We start from the raw sequence: 15,068 nt of genomic DNA on the forward strand, positions 1-15,068 counted from the left end.
GTGATCTCCGCACCTCCCGCACGAGGAATTCGGGCGGCTCCAGGCACCTGGGCAAGCTCTCCTCAGTCCAGCGTCCGCCTGAAGCGCACCAACGCCACGCCGGCAAACAATGCGACAAAGACCACCAGCCAGCCGATCTCGGTCGCCACCGCCGGCAGTTGGGCGCCCTTCAGCATCACCGCGCGGGTGATGCGCAGGAAATGCGTCAGCGGAAAGATCTCGCCGAAGGTCTGCGCCCAGTCCGGCATGCCGCGATAGGGGAACATGAAGCCCGACAGCATGATCGACGGCAGGAAGAAGAAGAAGGTGAGCTGAAGGGCCTGCATCTGCGTGCGCGCGATGGTCGAGATCGTATAGCCGAGCAGAACCAGGGACAGCACGAACACCAGCACCGCCGACAGGAGAAGCGTCATCGAGCCGGTGAAGGGGATCGCGAACAGAAGCTTCGACGCCGCCAGCACCACCACCACCTGCACCGCGCCGACCGCCAGATAGGGCAGCACCTTGCCCATCATGATCTCCAGCGGGCTCGACGGCATCGCCAGGAGGTTCTCCATCGTGCCGCGCTCGGTCTCGCGCGTCAGCGCGATCGAGGTCATCATCACCATGGTCATCTGCAGGATGACGCCGAGCAGGCCGGGCACGATGTTGTATTGCGAGATGCCTTCGGGATTGTAGCGGCGGTGGACGACGACATCGAGCTGTCCCCTGGCGGCCTCAGCGGCGGCTTCCTGCGTGCCCTGTGCCCGCAGCAGCGCCTGGCCGGCGATGGTGCCGAGCGTCGAGATGGCGCCGCTGGCAACCGCCGGATCGGTGGCATCGGCCTCGATCAGGATCTGTGGCTTGTCGCCGCGCTCGACACGCCGGGCGAAGTCGGCGGGGATGGTGACGACGAAGGCGACATCGCCGCGCGCCATCAGGAACTCGGCCTCATCAGCGCTTTGCGCGACATGGTCGAAGCGGTAATAGCCGGTGGTCTGCAGCGCCGAGACCATGGCGCGGGTGTAGGGGTCGCTGCTGGTCGCCACCAGGGCCGCCGGCAGGCTCTTCGGATCGTTGTTGATGGCGTAGCCGAACAGGACGAGCTGGATGAGGGGCACGCCCAGCATCATGGCGAAAGTGATGCGGTCGCGCCGCATCTGGATGAATTCCTTGATCAGCAAGGCGCCGAGCCTGGCGAAGGAAAAGACGCTGTTCATGCCATATTGTCCTTCGAACCCGCCATGAACTGGATGAAGACGTCCTCCAGGCTGGTTTCGCCCGGCGTCACCGTCACGCCCTTGTGCTGTCTCTCGACATCGGCAAGGGCGGCTTCCAGCTTCTTCCTGTCGGAGCCGACGACATGCAGCGTTGCGCCGAACGGCGCCACCTGGTCGACGCCGGGGCGGCCTTGCAGCGCCTGCGCCACCTGGTCGAGCTTTGGACCCTGCAGCACGAAGGTGGTCAGGCCCGCATTCTTCACCACCTCGGCGACGGTGCCGGTGGCCAGCATCTTGCCGTAGGAGATGTAGGAGATGCGGTGGCAGCGCTCGGCCTCGTCCATGTAGTGGGTGGAGACCAGCACGGTGAGCCCGCCGCTGGCCAGGCGATGGATCTCGTCCCAGAATTCGCGCCGCGCCTTCGGGTCGACGCCGGCGGTCGGCTCGTCGAGCAGGAGCAGTCTAGGCTTGTGCATGATGCAGGCGGCGAGTGCCAGCCGCTGCTTCCAGCCGCCGGACAAGGTGCCGGCAAGCTGGTTGCGGCGCGTGGTGAGCCCAAGTTCCTCCAGCGTGCGCGAGACATACTCCTCGACCGGCCTCAGCCGGTAGAGCCGCGCCACGAATTCGAGGTTCTCGCCGATCGTCAGATCCTCGTAGAACGAGAATTTCTGCGTCATGTAGCCGACTTCACGTTTGATCTTGAGACTGTCCGTGCGGATGTTGAAACCCAGCACCGTGCCGTCGCCCTCGTCCGGCGTCAGCAGGCCGCACATGATGCGGATGGTGGTGGTCTTGCCCGAGCCGTTGGGGCCGAGGAAGCCGACGATTTCGCCCTCGGCGACCGACATGGTCACATGGTCGACGACGGTCTTGTCGCCGAAGCGCTTGACCAGGCCGTGAACGTCGATGGCGTTCATTTCGCCGTTCCCGCGAGATCGACGTCGACGATCTGGCCGGGCTGCAGTGGACCCGTATCGCCCTCCGGCCGCGCCTCGACGAGGTAGACAAGCTTCTGCCGGTTTTCGAGGGAGTAGATCACCGGCGGCGTGAATTCGGGATCGGGCGAGATATAGCTGACGCGCGCTTTCACGCCCTCGCCGCAGCCGTCGCAATGGACGCTGAGCAGGCTGCCGACCTTGACCGAGGAGAAGGCGCTTTCGGGAATATAGACGCTGAGCTTCACCGCGCCGTCGGGGAGCACCGAGATGACAGGCGCGGTCGGACCCGCCGTGTCGCCGGGGTTGCGGATGACGTCGTTGACGCGGCCGGGCGACGGGGCAGCCAACACCCGTTTGGAGAGCCGCCATTGCGCCTGATCCAGCGCCGCCTGTGCCTGTTTGACCTGGTTGTCGGCGGCCTTGATCGTTTCGGCGCGCGCCGGCAGCCCGCCGACCGCAAGGTTGGCCTCCGCCTGGCCGACCTGCGCATTGGCCGTCTCCAGCGTCGCGGAAGCCGTGTCGAAATCAGCTTGCGTGCCGGCGCCGCGTTTGAACAGGTCGCTGGCGCGGTCGAACTTTCGCCTGGCGTCGGCGGCCTGTGCCCTGGTCATGTCGACCTCGGCCTTCAGCACGGCGATTTCCTCCGGGCGCTTGCCGACCTGGAGGTCGGCATACTGCGCCTGCGCCTGCGCAAGGGCTGCCTGCGCCTGCGCCACCGCGATCTTGGCGTCGGCATTTTCAAGCGTCACCACGGTGGCTCCCGGTGTCACGCGGTCGCCGCGCTTGACCGTCACCGTCTCGACCTGTGCCACCTCGATCGGCGCCAGGAGCACATAATCGCCCTCGACATAGCCGACGGCGAGCGGGGCCGCCGGCGCGCAGGCGCCGAACAGTTGAGCGGCGAGTGGCAGCGAACACAGGAAGCTCATTGTCTTGATCCCTTCATCCCTGCCCCCTTTCGGGCGGCCAGCATGGCGCCGAGGTTGTCCGTGGTGACGGCCACCACCTTGGCGGCCTCGGCGGCCCCGATGTCGTGCCAGCCCATGCGGCGCATGACAGCCTCGCGGCCGATGCGGAAATAGATGACCTGGCCGATCAGCGTAAACACGGTGAGCCGGGTGCGTTCGCTCTCGGCCGGCTCGCCGGTGGCCTGTTCCCACAGCAAACACAACCGGCGATGCGCCGGCTCGAAGACGCCGTCATAGATGCGGTCGAGCGCCGCCGTCGGATGCGACAGCTCGCGCAGCACGAACTGCACGATCTCGCCGGCCTGGGGGCTCGCCACGACAAAGCCGACCATCCGCTCCAGCGCCGCGATGAGCTGTGCCCGCGCCGCCTCCGGATCGCCAGCCGTCACGGCCTGTCCATCGAGCGTCTGACCGGCGCCCAGTGCTTGGCCGGCGCCCAGTGCTTGGCCGGCGCCCAGTGCCTGGCCAGCGACTGCCTGAATGGTCTCGACGATGAAGTCGGCGGCGGCGGCGCGAAGACCTTCCTTGCCGCCGAAATGATAGGCGATGGAGCCGATATTTGCCCCAGCCTCGGCCGCCAGCTCGCGCGTCGAGGTGCCGTCGAAACCTTGCCGTCCGAACAGTTTCAGCGCCGCCTGGACGAGCGCCGCCCGCGTCAGCTCCGCCGGGGACGTCTCGCGTCGGGGCGGCTTGGCATCTGGCATTTTGATCATGACAGGACTTTAATCAATCGATTGATTAAAGTCAACTTATAAGCGAGGGCGTCTTGCCATCGCGCGCGGCAAACGCTTTAGTGCGCGGCCATGGGCAAGGAAGTCGAGCGTAAGTTCCTGGTCTCCAGCACCGCATGGCGGGATCTGGTGGAAGCGGAGATCCGCATTCTCCAGTTCTATCTCGCCACGGCACCCGGACGAACCGTCCGTATCCGCATCAGCGATGGCGCCTCGGCCAGGCTGACGCTCAAATTCGGCAGCAGAGCGCGCGAACGCGACGAATTCGAATATCCGGTCCCGCTGGAGGAGGCTGTGGAGATGCTGGACTTCGCCATCGGACGTGTCATCGAGAAGACACGTCACCATGTTAGGCATCGCGGCTATCTCTATGAAGTCGATGTCTTTGGCGGCGCACTGGCGGGACTTGTGGTGGCCGAGCTCGAGACTCCGGAAGACGTTCCGGACGAAATGCTGCCTGACTGGCTCGGCCGTGAAGTCACCGGCGAGCAGAAATTTTACAACGCGTCGCTCGCCCTCGGGGGGATACCGGAGATCGCCGCATGAGCTTTCGCATAGATCCGCGCCTGCCGCTGACCGGCGAGGTCAGGCGTATCCTTGCCGAGGAAATCGGCAAGGCGCTCCTGCATCTGGATGTGGCGCGCACCCGGCCGGAGCAGGGGCTGCACAAATGCCGTAAGCGGCTGAAGAGCGCGCGTGCCTTGCTGCGCCTTGTTCGTTCCGGAGACGAAACATTCTGCGCCACGGAAAACCAATGCTATCGCAATGTCGCCGCGCTGCTTGCCGGCCCGCGCGAAGCGACAGCGCTGATCGAAACCATCGACCGGCTTGCGGCGGGTTTTGCCAGGGAAAGCGCCGATGGCGGGCTCGATGCCGTGCGCGACAGGCTGATCGCACGCCAGCATGATCTGCACGAAGGCGCCGGGCTGCGGGCAGCGATCGGCGCGGCCACCGCCGCTTGCGAAGAGGGCATGAAGCGCATCGAAACCCTTGCCCTGCCCGGCCAGCCGGAACAGGCTGCCGACGTGCTTGCCGAAGGCGCGCGCGTCACCTTGCGCCGTGCCAGGAAGGCGCTCGACAAGGCCGGCGCGCGTGGCGAGGCCGACGATTTCCACGACCTGCGGAAGGCTGCCAAGACACATGGCATGCACCTGTCACTGCTGGGCAGGCTGTGGCCGAGCCCGATCAAGGCGCGGCGCAAGGCCGTCGACGCGCTGGGCGAGCGGCTCGGCGAACTGCACGACGTTTTCGTCATGCGCGCGCTGCTCGAGGCCGACGACCAGCCGCTTGGCCCGCCAGAGGACACAAAACTTCTAGGCAAGCTGCTGAAGCGCTCCGAAAAGAGCCTGAAGAAGGCCTGCCTTGCCGAAGCGACCGAACTGTTTGGCGACAGTCCCAAGCGCTCGACGAAAAGGCTTGCCCGCAAGGCGCGCGACGATCTCGCCGGTGCCTCGACCACGGACGATCTGGCCGCCGCCTAAATAAACTTCCTGTTTGTTGCTTCACCACAATTGCTGTACATTCACCGCTTCATCTACGAACCGTCATGGAACGACAAGGTGTCGTCGTTCAAGGTCAAGCGCGGCTGCACCACCACGCTGTGGGAACATATCGACCGCGGCGGCCACCATTTCCGCTCCAGCAGAAGCTACTCCTATGTTGGCAGCGGCTGGAACGAAAAGGCCAGCGAGGCCGAATGCGATTGCGGCGGCGGCGCCAACTATTGACCGATGGCCTATGCCGGCAGCGGCGGCCGCTTTTTGACCAGGGAAGGCTGATCCTTCGTCCGCGCGCCGGCATCCCGCGCATGCGGGCCGATCGGCATGATCGCCTCGAACGGCGTGGCGCCGAAGGCAAACGTCCATTTGTAGCCGACCAGCCCATCTTCCGGCGTGGTGTGCTGGTCGTGATGGGCCAAGAGTTTGGCGCGATCGGCCAGCTCCTCGGCCTCGCGCCGCACCATCTCCGCCGTTTCCGGCCGCATCCGCCTGGAGAAGCTGACGAAGGTCGCTTCCTTCTCGATATGGGTGATCGCCCAGCCGATGAAATTCTTGTTGGTCATCTCGAACAGCGGCCTCAGCGGCCCCTCGAAATTCCACTGGATCGGCGTTTCGACCAAGAGCCTTGCCGACAGGCCACGGCCGAGCGCGATCAGGCCGAGTTCCTCGAGATCGCGCAGATAGAGGAACATCGAGGCTTCGCTCAAGCCTTGCGAGCGCATGATGCCTTCAGGCGTGAATTTTTCCGACAGCATGACGAAGACGAACAGCAGTGCCGGACGGCCGGCGAGCCGGCGCTCGATCTCGGGTGCGACGCGGTTGACCGGTCCCGGCCCCCTGCTCATCGAGCCGAGCACGTTTTCCAGCTCCACGCCGGCGGCAGCACAGATCTCCACCAGACGGTCGAGCTTGCAGTTCTTGTCATGGAAGATGCGCTTCACCGTCGGCTCGGAAACGCCCATGCGTTCGGCGAGTTCGCGATAGGTGACGCCCTTGGCCTTCAGCGTCCGTTTCAGCGCCTCGAAGATCAGACCGTTCATGGAATGCACCTGTTGCCGGAAGTTTCGTATCGGTATTCGATACTAGCGGCAATTGCCCTTCCCGGAAAGTATCGAAAATCATAGGTCTCCGCCGTCATCACAGGAGACCGGACATGAAACGCCTCATCGCTACCGCTTTTTCCGCGGCCATCGGAATCGCCGCCCCGCCAGTCGCCCAAGCCGCAGAGCTCTGGCGCGCCACGGGCCTCGAGCAGCCGGAATCGGCGCTGTTCGACGCCGCCAACGGCCGCGTCATCGTTTCCAACATCGTGGGCAATCCGGGCGATGCCGACGGCAATGGTTATCTCAGCGTGCTGTCCCTCGACGGCAAGACAGTGACCCAGCACTGGACGGACGGCATGGACGCGCCAAAGGGCATGGCGATAGCGGGCGGCAAACTCTATGTCGCCGACATCACCAAGGTCCGCGTCGTCGACCTCGCCAGCGGCAAACTGATCGCCAGCATCGCGGTGCCGAATGCCGTGTTCCTCAACGACATGACGGCGGACGCTTCCGGCCACGTCTACGTCACCGATATGCTGGCGGATGCGATCTACCGCATCGACGGCGACAGGCCGGAGCTGTTCGTCAGGGACCCGCTAATCGCCTCGCCCAACGGCGTCTTCGCCGATGGCGACAGGCTCATCGTCGCCTCATGGGGCAAGGGCATCAAGGCCGACTTCAGCACGGCCGAGCCGGGCGGGCTGCTGGCGGTGGACCTCGCCAGCAAGGCAGTGACGCCGCTGGCGGGGGCGCAGAAATTCGCCGACCTCGACGGCGTCATCGCCATTGGCGACACCGTCTACGCCACCGCCTACATGACCGGCACGCTCTATCGTTACAGGGAAGGCGGCGCGCCGGAAGAAGTAGCGCATTTCAAGCCGGGCAGCGCCGACATCGGCACCGACGGCAAGTCGATCCTCTACGTGCCGTTGATGAACGAGGGCGAGGTCGCGGCGTTCAAGATCGATTGAGCGCCGCGAGGCGTAGCAGGGGTGATGGTCAGACCCGCAGCAGCGTCTTGATGGCGCGGCGCTCGTCCATGGCCTTGTAGCCTTCGGCCACCTGGTCGAGCGGCAGGACCAGGTCGAACACCTTGCCGGGATTGATCTTGCCCTCGGTGACGAGGGCGATCAGTTCGGGCAGGTAGCGGCGCACGGGTGCCGGGCCGCCATGCAGGTGCACATGGGCGAAGAACAGCTGTTGCCCATCCAGTTGCACCTGGTGCGGGACGCCGACATAGGAGACGTAACCGCCTTTGCGGGTCGAACCGATCGCCTGCTTCATCGATTCCTGCGTGCCGACGCATTCGAGCACGGAGTCGGCGCCGATGCCGCCGGTCATGTCCAGGATGCGGGCGACGCCTTCCTCACCGCGCTCGGTGACGATGTCGGTGGCGCCGAATTCCAAGGCGAGCTTCTGGCGCGGCTCGTGCCGGCTCATGACGATGATGCGCTCGGCGCCCATCTGCCTGGCGGAAAGCGCGGCAAGCAGGCCTACCGCGCCGTCGCCGACCACCGCGACCGTCGACCCTGGTTTTACGTTGGCGGCGTCGGCGGCGAACCAGCCGGTGCCCAGCACGTCGGACGTGGCGAGCAGGCTCGGGATCATCTCGGCCGAAGGCTGATCGGACAGCGCCACCAAGGTGCCGTCGGCCAGCGGCACGCGCAGGAAAGGCGCCTGGGCGCCGGTCATGAATGTCCGGTGCTGGCATGACGACTGATAGCCGTTGCGGCAATTGGGGCAGGTGTTGTCGGAGGTCGCGAACGACCCGACCACGAACTGGCCCGGGCGGATGGTTCGAACCGCGCTGCCGACCTCCTCGACGACACCGCAATATTCGTGGCCCATATGGGCGGGCTCGGCGATCGGTTGCAGGCCGCGATAGGGCCACAGATCCGATCCGCAGACGCAGGTCGCCGACAATCGCACGATCGCGTCGGTGGGCAGCAGGATCTCGGGATCCGCCACTTCCTCGCAGCGAATGTCGCCGGGGCTGTAAAGAACGGTGCCGCGCATGGAACGTCTCCTATCGGTTGGTGTCGTATTGCGCATCGGTGACGTGATCGAGCCAGTCGACCGCCTTGCCGTCGAGCGCTTCCTGGATGGCGATGTGCGTCATTGCCGTGCTCGGACTGGCGCCGTGCCAGTGTCTTTCGCCAGGCGCGAACCAGACGACGTCGCCGGGGCGGATTTCCTCGACGGGACCGCCTTCGCGCTGCACACGGCCCAGGCCAGCCGTGACGATCAGTGTCTGGCCGAGCGGATGGGTGTGCCAGGCCGTGCGTGCGCCTGGCTCGAATGTGACGGCGGCGCCCGCGGCGCGTGCCGGGGCAGGCGCGGAAAACAGGGGATCGATGCGGACCGTGCCGGTGAACCACTCGGCGGGTCCCTTGGCGGACGGCTTGGCGCCGGCGCGTTGGATATCCATGGAACAACCCTTTCCTTTCCTGGTGTCAGTGAATGCGCTCGATGCGCAGGGGGAATTCTCCGCGCGTCAGCAGGGGCTCGAATCCGTCGTCGAGGCGCCCGAGCCGGATCAGCCCGGTTGACCAGCTATACCCGGCATAAAACAACGCCAGATTGCCCCAGGGCGCGAAGTAGCAGAGGTCGCCGGGCCGTTCGTTGCCGAACGAACCGCTGCCTTGTTCGGTGAGCTTGCGCGGCAGATAGGCGATCTTCTCGTTGCCGGCGTAGTTGTCGATCGTCAGATCCAGCGGCAGCAAGGCATGAAAATCCCGTGCCGAGGGATTGTCGTACAGCGTGGCCGTCATCGTCTGCCCGTTGAAGCCGATCCTGATCTTCATGTCCGTGGGCTCCTGGCTTGCCGGGTCGGCGCCTTGCTGCCCGAAAGCCTGTCCAGGCAAGACCGCCGCCTGCGCGATCGCGGCCCAGAGCAGCGTGCGTCGGGTGACCTGTCGTCGTGTCACGACTGTCGGCTCGCCAAGGTGGAGGTCGCCGCCGCGACGGCAAATAGCGTCGAGCCGAGGAGAAGCAAGGCGGCGAGGGCGAAGGGGCTCCACCAGCCGGCGGTGTCGAACAGCAACCCGCCGGCAAACGCGCCGAAAGTGATGGCGAACTGGATCAGCGCGACCTGCAGGCCTCCGCCCGCCTCGAGATCGTTCGGGATGACCTTGGCCATCCACGTGTTCCATGCCACCGGAATGGGCGTGGTGAACAATCCCCACAGCAGGAGCAGGATCGCGGTCGCGGCGGCGAAGGGGCCAAGCGCGATCAACAGCAGCGCGATGAGCGTAAGGATAGCCGGCAGGCCAATGAGCACGGCGCCCAGATGCGAGCGCAGGGCGAAACCGACGAGCGACGTGCCGACGAGGCCCGCCAGCCCGAGCCCGAGCAGGACCATCGAGAGCGTGTTCACGTCGAGCCCGGTGACGCCTTCGAGAAATGGACGCAGGTAGGTGGAAAGGGAGAACTGGCCCATGAAGGCGAGCGTGGTGGCCGCCATGCCGATGGCGAAGGCGCGGTTGCCGAGAAGGCCGAACATGCGCCTGGCCGAGACGGGTTCTTCGGCGGGCATGCTGGGCAGGACGGCGAGTTGCCAGACGATGGCGGCGAGCCCGATCGGCACGACGATGAAGAAGGCGCCGCGCCATCCGATCAGGCCGCCGAGAAAACTTCCAAGCGGCGCCGCGATGACCGTGGCGAACGCCGTCCCGCCCTGCAGCATGGCGATCGCCTTGGGCAAGTCGTCGCGCGAGACGATGCGCGCCAGAATGGCTGTCGACAGTGACCAGAAGCCGCCGATCGACACGCCGATCAGGGCCCGTCCGAGCATGAACACCGGATAGTTCGGCGCAAAGGTGATCGCCAGTCCGGAGACGACGAGCACGACGGTGTAGAGAAGGACGACCGTGCGCCGGTCCAGCCTCGACAGCAGGGCGTTGCCGAACAGGCTGGTGACGACGGCGAAGAATCCCGAGACGGAGATCGCCTGGCCGGCCTGGCCTTCGGTGATGGCCAGGTCCCTGGCGACTGGCGTGAGCAGGCTGACGGGCATGAACTCCGACGCCACCAGGACGAAGGTGAGCAGTGACAGGCAGATCACCGCGCCCCAGGCGCTCGGTGATTCGGCAAGTTGGCTGTCATAGGTGGTTTCCATGCGCCTCGGCCCGCGACGGGACCCTCCAACGGTTTTCGTTGGTGGCTATATAAATCGCCCGGACTGCCCCGATTAGCCGTTGTAATTCGCATGGACTTATCCAATTCTGATATAAATAATACACGAGGGCTGGCCATGAACCGCCGCGACCTGAACGACATGCTCTGGTTCCAGGCGGTGGCCGAGGAAAGCAGCTTCACCAAAGCGGCCGCAAAGCTCGGCACGTCCCAGTCGACGCTCAGCCACACCGTGAAGCAGCTCGAGGCGCGCCTCGGCCTGCGCCTGCTGACCCGAACCACGCGCAGCGTCTCGCCGACCGAAGCCGGGGAGCGGTTGCTGCGCGCTTTGGCGCCGCGCATCCAGGATATCGAAAACGACATCGACGCGCTGATGGCGTTTCGCGACAAGCCGTCGGGCAATGTGCGGATCACACTCTCCGATCACGCGCTGGACTGGATCGTCTGGCCGAAGCTGAAACCGGTCCTGCGGCACTATCGCGACATTCACGTCGAACTGAATGTCGACAATGGCTTCCGCAACATCGTCGAGGAGCGGTTCGACGCCGGCGTGCGGCTGGGGGAAAGCGTCGACAAGGACATGATCGCCATTCGCATCAGCCCCGACTGGCGGCTGGTTGTCGTCGCGTCGCCTGAATATCTCGCCCGGCATCCGGCGCCCGGCACACCCCTGGACCTCGTCCAGCACGATTGCATCAACCACCGCCAGTCACGGTCGGGCGGCCTCTATGCCTGGGAGTTCGCCAGGGACGGGCGAGAGCTGAGGGTGCGTATAGACGGACAGCTGACCTTCAATTCGACGATCCCCATGATCGACGCCGCCGTCAGCGGCCTCGGGATCGCCTATGTGCCTGAGAATTTGGTGGCCGACGAGATCCGGTCGGGCCGGCTGGTGCTGATGCTCGACGAATGGTGCCCGCTGTTTCCGGGCTATTACCTCTACTATCCGACCCGGCGGCAGAACTCACCTGCCTTCGCGGTGATCGCCAATGCCTTGCGCCATACGGATGTCTCATCATGAGCCTGACCGCGCCCCGCCTGCTCGCGCGGGAAGAACTGCCGCACGATACGGCAGCGCTTGCCCGCCATCTCATCGGCAAGCTGGTGGTGCGCGACTTGCCCGAAGGCAAGGTCAGCGGCCGGATCGTCGAGACTGAAGCCTATGTCGTCGGCGATGCCGCCGGACATGGTTTTCGGGGGATGACGGCGCGCAACCGCTCGCTGTTTCTCGAGCGGGGGCACGCCTATGTCTATCTCGCCTATGGCATCTCGTTCATGCTGAATGTTTCGAGCGAGGCGCCGGGCATCGGCACCGGCGTTCTGATCCGGGCTCTGGAGCCGCTGGAAGGCATTCCGATCATGCGGCTGAACCGTGGCGTAGAACGGCTGCGCGACCTGACGCGCGGGCCGGGACGACTGGCCGCGGCACTGCGGATCGATCGTTCGCTCGACGGGCTCGACCTTTGCCAGAGAGGCCCGCTATGGCTGGCGGATGACGGGCACTACGCCGGCGAGATCGGACAGAGCACCCGGATCGGGATCTCCAAGGACGCCGAGCGCCTGCTGCGCTTCCATGTCAGGAAAAATCCCTTCATCAGCGGCCCGGGGTCGCTCAACCGCTGAGGGGAGGCTTCTCCGCCTCTTGTTTTCCCGCCAGTTGGGCCCGCGCGTCGCGGATCGAGGCGGCGTAGGTCACCAGCGGCCGCTTGACGCCGTGGTTGATCAGCATGCGCCGTATCCGCGGCGAGGCGCCCGATATGATGAAGCGCACGCCGGCGCGGCTGGCCTTGCGGGCCGCGCTTTCGATGACATTGACCGCGGTCGAATCGAAAAGCGGCACGGCCGAACAGTCGAGGATGAAATTCTTGCGCTGGTCGGCGATGCGGTCGAGCACACTGCCGACGGTGGAGGCGGCACCGAAGAAGAAGGCGCCCGAGATGCGATAGACGACGGTGTCGGCGTCGACAGCCGCGCTGGAATCGTAGGCGCGACCGCCGTCGGCGCCGTCGGCGACATCGTCCTGGGCCAGCTCCGCCTCGACCGCGACTGACTTCGCCATGCGGTCGATGAACAGGATCGAGCCGAGCGCGAAGCCGACGACGATGCCTTCGGTCAGGTCGCGGAAGACGACGATCAGGAAGGTCGCCATCAGCACCAGCGCATCGCCCCGCGAGGCCCTGAGCAGCGTGGCGAAGGCCTGTTTCTCGACCATGTTCCAGCAGACCACCGCCAGCACGCCGGCAAGGGCGGAGAGCGGAATGTAGCTGGCCAGCGGTGCGGCCGCCAGCATCAGCACCAGCAGGATGGCCGAATGGACCATGCCCGAGACCGGGCCGTGCGCGCCGGCCCGCACATTGGTGGCGGTGCGGGCGATGGTGCCGGTGGCGCAGATGCCGCCGAACAGGGCGGACGCGATGTTGGCGAAGCCTTGCGCGACCAGCTCGCAATTCGACCGATGCCGCCGCCCCGTCATGCCGTCGGCGACGACGGCCGACAGCAGCGATTCGATGGCGCCGAGCAGCGCGAAGGCGACGGCATCCGGCAGCACCTCGATCATCCTGTCGAGACTGACCGGGGGCAGGCCGGGCCATTGCAGGCTGCGCGGAATGCCGCCATAGCGCGTGCCGATCGTCGCGGCCGGCAGCGCGAACAACGCCACCACGATCGAGGCAAGCCCGATGGCGATCAGCATGGAAGGCCATTTCGGCCGCCAGCGCTTCAGGAAAACGATGGTTGCCATGGTCAGCACCGCCACCGACGTCGCCGCGAGGTTGATCGTGCCGGACGCTTCGCCAAGCGCGATCAACTTGGGGACGAACGGTCCGGGCTCCCTGACCGGCATGGTCAGCCCGAACAGTTCGACGATCTGGCCACAGAAGATGATGACGGCAATGCCGGCGGTGAAGCCGACGGTGACCGGATAGGGAATGAATTTGATGTAGGTGCCGAGCCTGAGATAGCCGATGGCCAGCAGGAACACGCCCGCCATCATCGTCGCCAGCAGCAGGCCGTCGACGCCGACGCGCGCGACCGTCGCCGCCACCAGCACGATGAAGGCGCCGGCCGGGCCGCCGATCTGAAAGCGGCTGCCACCGAAGGCCGAGATGAGGAAGCCGCCGACGATGGAAGTGTAGAGGCCACGTTCCGGCGTGACGCCGGAAGCGATCGCGATTGCCATCGACAGCGGCAGCGCGACGATGGCGACCGTCAGGCCGGACATCACGTCGGCCTTGAATTGCGGCAGGTGGTAACCCTCCCGCCAGACCGTCACCAGTTTCGGTGTGAACAGTTCGGAAAAGGTCGGTTTTGCCGACCCTTGAGGCGATCCACGGGCCGGCCCGTGAACCCGATGACGGGCCGGTTGATGCACTGCTTGACGGGCTTGGTCCATGGGCTGCCTTCCGCACCTCGCAAAGGCGGCGGGATCGTCGGCAGGACTGTCGGCGGTCGCCGTCGCGACTTATGCCGGCTCAGCCTTGGGATCCGGCGGCACCGCGGACTTGAGGCGCACGCCCCTGCCGCCGCGTTCGCTGGCATGGTTCTCGCCGATCAGCTCCACCCCGGCCTCGTCGAGAGCCTGGATGACCTTCATCAGCGTATCGACCACGCCCCTGACCACGCCGTCGCTCGCTTCCATGCGCTGGATGGTCGGAAGCGAGACGCCGGCGCGCTCGGCGAGCGTCTTCTGGTCAATGCCGGCCAAGGCCCTTGCGGCACGCATCTGCGCGGCAGTGATCATCGGCCGGAACCCATGTCTGAGTCTGCTGATATAACGTATAATACCATCATTGTGATGTTTCAAGCATCATCATGCATATATCAGACATGTAAGTTCACTCGCTTTCACCGACCACCTTGCGGCGCTGCAGCATCCGCGCCGCCAGCCAGCATAGCATCGCCCAAGCAAAACCGGCGCACCAGCCCGCCAGCACGTCTGACGGCCAGTGGACGCCGAGATAGATGCGGCTGACGCCGACCAGCACCGTTGTCAGCACGGCAAGGGACAGGACATAGATCTTGGTCGCCCGGCCACGCAGGAACCGCGCAGCGAGCGAGCCGAGCGTCAAGTAGGTCACCGCCGACAGCATGGCGTGGCCGCTCGGGAAGGAGAGCGAGGTCTCGTTGACGAGATGCGAGATCAGTTCGGGCCGCGGCCGGTCGACGCCGACTTTCAACAGGCTGGACAGAAGCTGGCCACCGGCGACGGCGACGAACATGAGAAGTGCCGTCCCCGGCCTCCGGATCAACAAGAGGTAGACGATGGTCGCCGCCGTGATCAGCACCAGCACGCTGGCGCTGCCAAGGCTTGTGATGTCGCGCATCGCCCCTTCCAGCCATGGCGGACCGATGGGAACGCCGGGCTGGCCCGGCTGGCGGAAGGCGAGCAGGATCTCGGTGTCGAAACCATGCGCGGCGGTGGCGCGTGCCAGCTCCATCAGCTCGACGAAACCCCACAGCCCGCCGGCGATGGCCAGGCCGGCCAGCAGCACCGGGAATTCGATCCGGTTGAGCAGCGTGCTTGCGGGATCTTTCATCGAGCCGTCATCCCTGACCAT

At 65.6% G+C, this 15,068-nt stretch carries 18 protein-coding genes; 6 read left to right on the top strand and 12 right to left on the bottom strand.

Features of this window, described 5'->3' with window-relative positions:
* Window positions 1-62 precede the first annotated feature (62 nt).
* From LB564_RS18130 to LB564_RS18145, 4 genes are read right to left on the bottom strand one after another with little or no spacing between them, the layout of a single operon-like run.
* Window positions 63-1,199: an ABC transporter permease gene (locus LB564_RS18130; protein ID WP_140703520.1), complete on the bottom strand. Its 1,137-nt coding sequence runs from the start codon at window positions 1,197-1,199 to the stop codon at window positions 63-65.
* Window positions 1,196-2,116 carry an ABC transporter ATP-binding protein gene (locus LB564_RS18135; RefSeq protein WP_224539746.1) on the bottom strand — a complete coding sequence of 307 codons (921 nt, stop codon included), beginning with the start codon at window positions 2,114-2,116 and terminating at the stop codon, window positions 1,196-1,198. The genes LB564_RS18130 and LB564_RS18135 overlap by 4 nt, the downstream gene beginning before the upstream one ends.
* On the bottom strand, window positions 2,113-3,066 hold the full coding sequence (locus LB564_RS18140; protein WP_224539747.1) for an HlyD family secretion protein: 954 nt from the start codon (window positions 3,064-3,066) through the stop codon (window positions 2,113-2,115). Before LB564_RS18140 ends, LB564_RS18135 begins: the two co-directional genes overlap by 4 nt.
* Window positions 3,063-3,818, bottom strand: a complete 756-nt coding sequence (locus tag LB564_RS18145) for a CerR family C-terminal domain-containing protein (protein WP_224539749.1) — start codon at window positions 3,816-3,818, stop codon at window positions 3,063-3,065. The genes LB564_RS18140 and LB564_RS18145 overlap by 4 nt, the downstream gene beginning before the upstream one ends.
* A gap of 90 nt (window positions 3,819-3,908) precedes the next feature.
* On the opposite strand from LB564_RS18145, the gene LB564_RS18150 reads away from it, so the two are divergent.
* Genes LB564_RS18150 through LB564_RS18160 form a run of 3 tightly spaced genes read left to right on the top strand, consistent with a single transcriptional unit; the run spans window position 3,909 to window position 5,563 of the window.
* The gene (locus LB564_RS18150) at window positions 3,909-4,382 is read left to right on the top strand and encodes a CYTH domain-containing protein (protein ID WP_224539751.1); all 474 of its coding nucleotides are present in this window, start codon (window positions 3,909-3,911) and stop codon (window positions 4,380-4,382) included.
* Window positions 4,379-5,317 (top strand): CHAD domain-containing protein, encoded by a 939-nt coding sequence (locus LB564_RS18155; protein ID WP_224539753.1) that lies wholly within the window; start codon window positions 4,379-4,381, stop codon window positions 5,315-5,317. Before LB564_RS18150 ends, LB564_RS18155 begins: the two co-directional genes overlap by 4 nt.
* 30 nt (window positions 5,318-5,347) lie before the next feature.
* Window positions 5,348-5,563 carry a hypothetical protein gene (locus LB564_RS18160; protein ID WP_224539755.1) on the top strand — a complete coding sequence of 72 codons (216 nt, stop codon included), beginning with the start codon at window positions 5,348-5,350 and terminating at the stop codon, window positions 5,561-5,563.
* Window positions 5,564-5,571: 8 nt separating this feature from the next.
* Here LB564_RS18160 and LB564_RS18165 read toward each other — a convergent pair whose 3' ends face one another.
* Window positions 5,572-6,375, bottom strand: a complete 804-nt coding sequence (locus LB564_RS18165; RefSeq protein ID WP_224539757.1) for a helix-turn-helix domain-containing protein — start codon at window positions 6,373-6,375, stop codon at window positions 5,572-5,574.
* A gap of 113 nt (window positions 6,376-6,488) precedes the next feature.
* Here LB564_RS18165 and LB564_RS18170 point away from each other — a divergent pair, with 113 nt between their 5' ends.
* Complete coding sequence (locus tag LB564_RS18170; protein WP_224539759.1) at window positions 6,489-7,349, top strand: SMP-30/gluconolactonase/LRE family protein; 861 nt, start codon at window positions 6,489-6,491, stop codon at window positions 7,347-7,349.
* 28 nt (window positions 7,350-7,377) lie between these two features.
* Here the strand turns inward: LB564_RS18170 and LB564_RS18175 are convergent, their stop codons facing one another.
* The 4 genes from LB564_RS18175 to LB564_RS18190 are packed head-to-tail and all read right to left on the bottom strand — an operon-like array spanning window position 7,378 to window position 10,495.
* On the bottom strand, window positions 7,378-8,394 hold the full coding sequence (locus LB564_RS18175; RefSeq protein ID WP_224539761.1) for a zinc-dependent alcohol dehydrogenase family protein: 1,017 nt from the start codon (window positions 8,392-8,394) through the stop codon (window positions 7,378-7,380).
* 10 nt (window positions 8,395-8,404) lie between these two features.
* Window positions 8,405-8,806: a cupin domain-containing protein gene (locus LB564_RS18180; RefSeq protein WP_224539763.1), complete on the bottom strand. Its 402-nt coding sequence runs from the start codon at window positions 8,804-8,806 to the stop codon at window positions 8,405-8,407.
* A 25-nt stretch (window positions 8,807-8,831) separates the two neighbouring features.
* A complete protein-coding gene (locus tag LB564_RS18185) occupies window positions 8,832-9,305 on the bottom strand; it encodes a cyclophilin-like fold protein (protein ID WP_224539765.1) in 474 nt (157 codons plus the stop codon).
* Window positions 9,302-10,495, bottom strand: coding sequence for an MFS transporter (locus LB564_RS18190; protein WP_224539767.1), 1,194 nt, complete (start codon window positions 10,493-10,495; stop codon window positions 9,302-9,304). Before LB564_RS18190 ends, LB564_RS18185 begins: the two co-directional genes overlap by 4 nt.
* Before the next feature lie 135 nt (window positions 10,496-10,630).
* Here LB564_RS18190 and LB564_RS18195 point away from each other — a divergent pair, with 135 nt between their 5' ends.
* Window positions 10,631-11,533 carry a LysR family transcriptional regulator gene (locus LB564_RS18195; protein ID WP_224539769.1) on the top strand — a complete coding sequence of 301 codons (903 nt, stop codon included), beginning with the start codon at window positions 10,631-10,633 and terminating at the stop codon, window positions 11,531-11,533.
* Window positions 11,530-12,135, top strand: a complete 606-nt coding sequence (locus tag LB564_RS18200) for a DNA-3-methyladenine glycosylase (RefSeq protein ID WP_224539771.1) — start codon at window positions 11,530-11,532, stop codon at window positions 12,133-12,135. Before LB564_RS18195 ends, LB564_RS18200 begins: the two co-directional genes overlap by 4 nt.
* On the opposite strand, the gene LB564_RS18205 is transcribed toward LB564_RS18200, so the two are convergent.
* The 3 genes from LB564_RS18205 to LB564_RS18215 form a co-directional block, all read right to left on the bottom strand.
* Window positions 12,125-13,903 carry a SulP family inorganic anion transporter gene (locus LB564_RS18205; RefSeq protein WP_224539773.1) on the bottom strand — a complete coding sequence of 593 codons (1,779 nt, stop codon included), beginning with the start codon at window positions 13,901-13,903 and terminating at the stop codon, window positions 12,125-12,127. The two genes, LB564_RS18200 and LB564_RS18205, sit on opposite strands and share 11 nt — an antisense overlap.
* 69 nt (window positions 13,904-13,972) lie before the next feature.
* Window positions 13,973-14,251: a helix-turn-helix domain-containing protein gene (locus LB564_RS18210; RefSeq protein ID WP_140703547.1), complete on the bottom strand. Its 279-nt coding sequence runs from the start codon at window positions 14,249-14,251 to the stop codon at window positions 13,973-13,975.
* A 94-nt stretch (window positions 14,252-14,345) separates the two neighbouring features.
* On the bottom strand, window positions 14,346-15,047 hold the full coding sequence (locus LB564_RS18215; RefSeq protein ID WP_224539774.1) for a phosphatase PAP2 family protein: 702 nt from the start codon (window positions 15,045-15,047) through the stop codon (window positions 14,346-14,348).
* Window positions 15,048-15,068: the final 21 nt, after the last annotated feature.

The organism is Mesorhizobium sp. ES1-6 (genome assembly GCF_020164775.1).
GTDB lineage: Bacteria > Pseudomonadota > Alphaproteobacteria > Rhizobiales > Rhizobiaceae > Mesorhizobium.

Excerpts from the sequence above, each read along its gene's own strand:
- LB564_RS18215 (WP_224539774.1), bottom strand. The coding sequence starts at position 15,047 with ATGAAAGATCCCGCAAGCACGCTGCTCAACCGGATCGAATTCCCGGTG.
- LB564_RS18190 (WP_224539767.1), bottom strand. The coding sequence starts at position 10,495 with ATGGAAACCACCTATGACAGCCAACTTGCCGAATCACCGAGCGCCTGG.
- LB564_RS18205 (WP_224539773.1), bottom strand. The coding sequence starts at position 13,903 with ATGGACCAAGCCCGTCAAGCAGTGCATCAACCGGCCCGTCATCGGGTT.
- LB564_RS18140 (WP_224539747.1), bottom strand. The coding sequence starts at position 3,066 with ATGAGCTTCCTGTGTTCGCTGCCACTCGCCGCTCAACTGTTCGGCGCC.
- LB564_RS18155 (WP_224539753.1), top strand. The coding sequence starts at position 4,379 with ATGAGCTTTCGCATAGATCCGCGCCTGCCGCTGACCGGCGAGGTCAGG.
- LB564_RS18150 (WP_224539751.1), top strand. The coding sequence starts at position 3,909 with ATGGGCAAGGAAGTCGAGCGTAAGTTCCTGGTCTCCAGCACCGCATGG.
- LB564_RS18165 (WP_224539757.1), bottom strand. The coding sequence starts at position 6,375 with ATGAACGGTCTGATCTTCGAGGCGCTGAAACGGACGCTGAAGGCCAAG.
- LB564_RS18170 (WP_224539759.1), top strand. The coding sequence starts at position 6,489 with ATGAAACGCCTCATCGCTACCGCTTTTTCCGCGGCCATCGGAATCGCC.
- LB564_RS18135 (WP_224539746.1), bottom strand. The coding sequence starts at position 2,116 with ATGAACGCCATCGACGTTCACGGCCTGGTCAAGCGCTTCGGCGACAAG.
- LB564_RS18195 (WP_224539769.1), top strand. The coding sequence starts at position 10,631 with ATGAACCGCCGCGACCTGAACGACATGCTCTGGTTCCAGGCGGTGGCC.
- LB564_RS18145 (WP_224539749.1), bottom strand. The coding sequence starts at position 3,818 with ATGATCAAAATGCCAGATGCCAAGCCGCCCCGACGCGAGACGTCCCCG.
- LB564_RS18130 (WP_140703520.1), bottom strand. The coding sequence starts at position 1,199 with ATGAACAGCGTCTTTTCCTTCGCCAGGCTCGGCGCCTTGCTGATCAAG.
- LB564_RS18210 (WP_140703547.1), bottom strand. The coding sequence starts at position 14,251 with ATGATCACTGCCGCGCAGATGCGTGCCGCAAGGGCCTTGGCCGGCATT.
- LB564_RS18200 (WP_224539771.1), top strand. The coding sequence starts at position 11,530 with ATGAGCCTGACCGCGCCCCGCCTGCTCGCGCGGGAAGAACTGCCGCAC.
- LB564_RS18175 (WP_224539761.1), bottom strand. The coding sequence starts at position 8,394 with ATGCGCGGCACCGTTCTTTACAGCCCCGGCGACATTCGCTGCGAGGAA.
- LB564_RS18180 (WP_224539763.1), bottom strand. The coding sequence starts at position 8,806 with ATGGATATCCAACGCGCCGGCGCCAAGCCGTCCGCCAAGGGACCCGCC.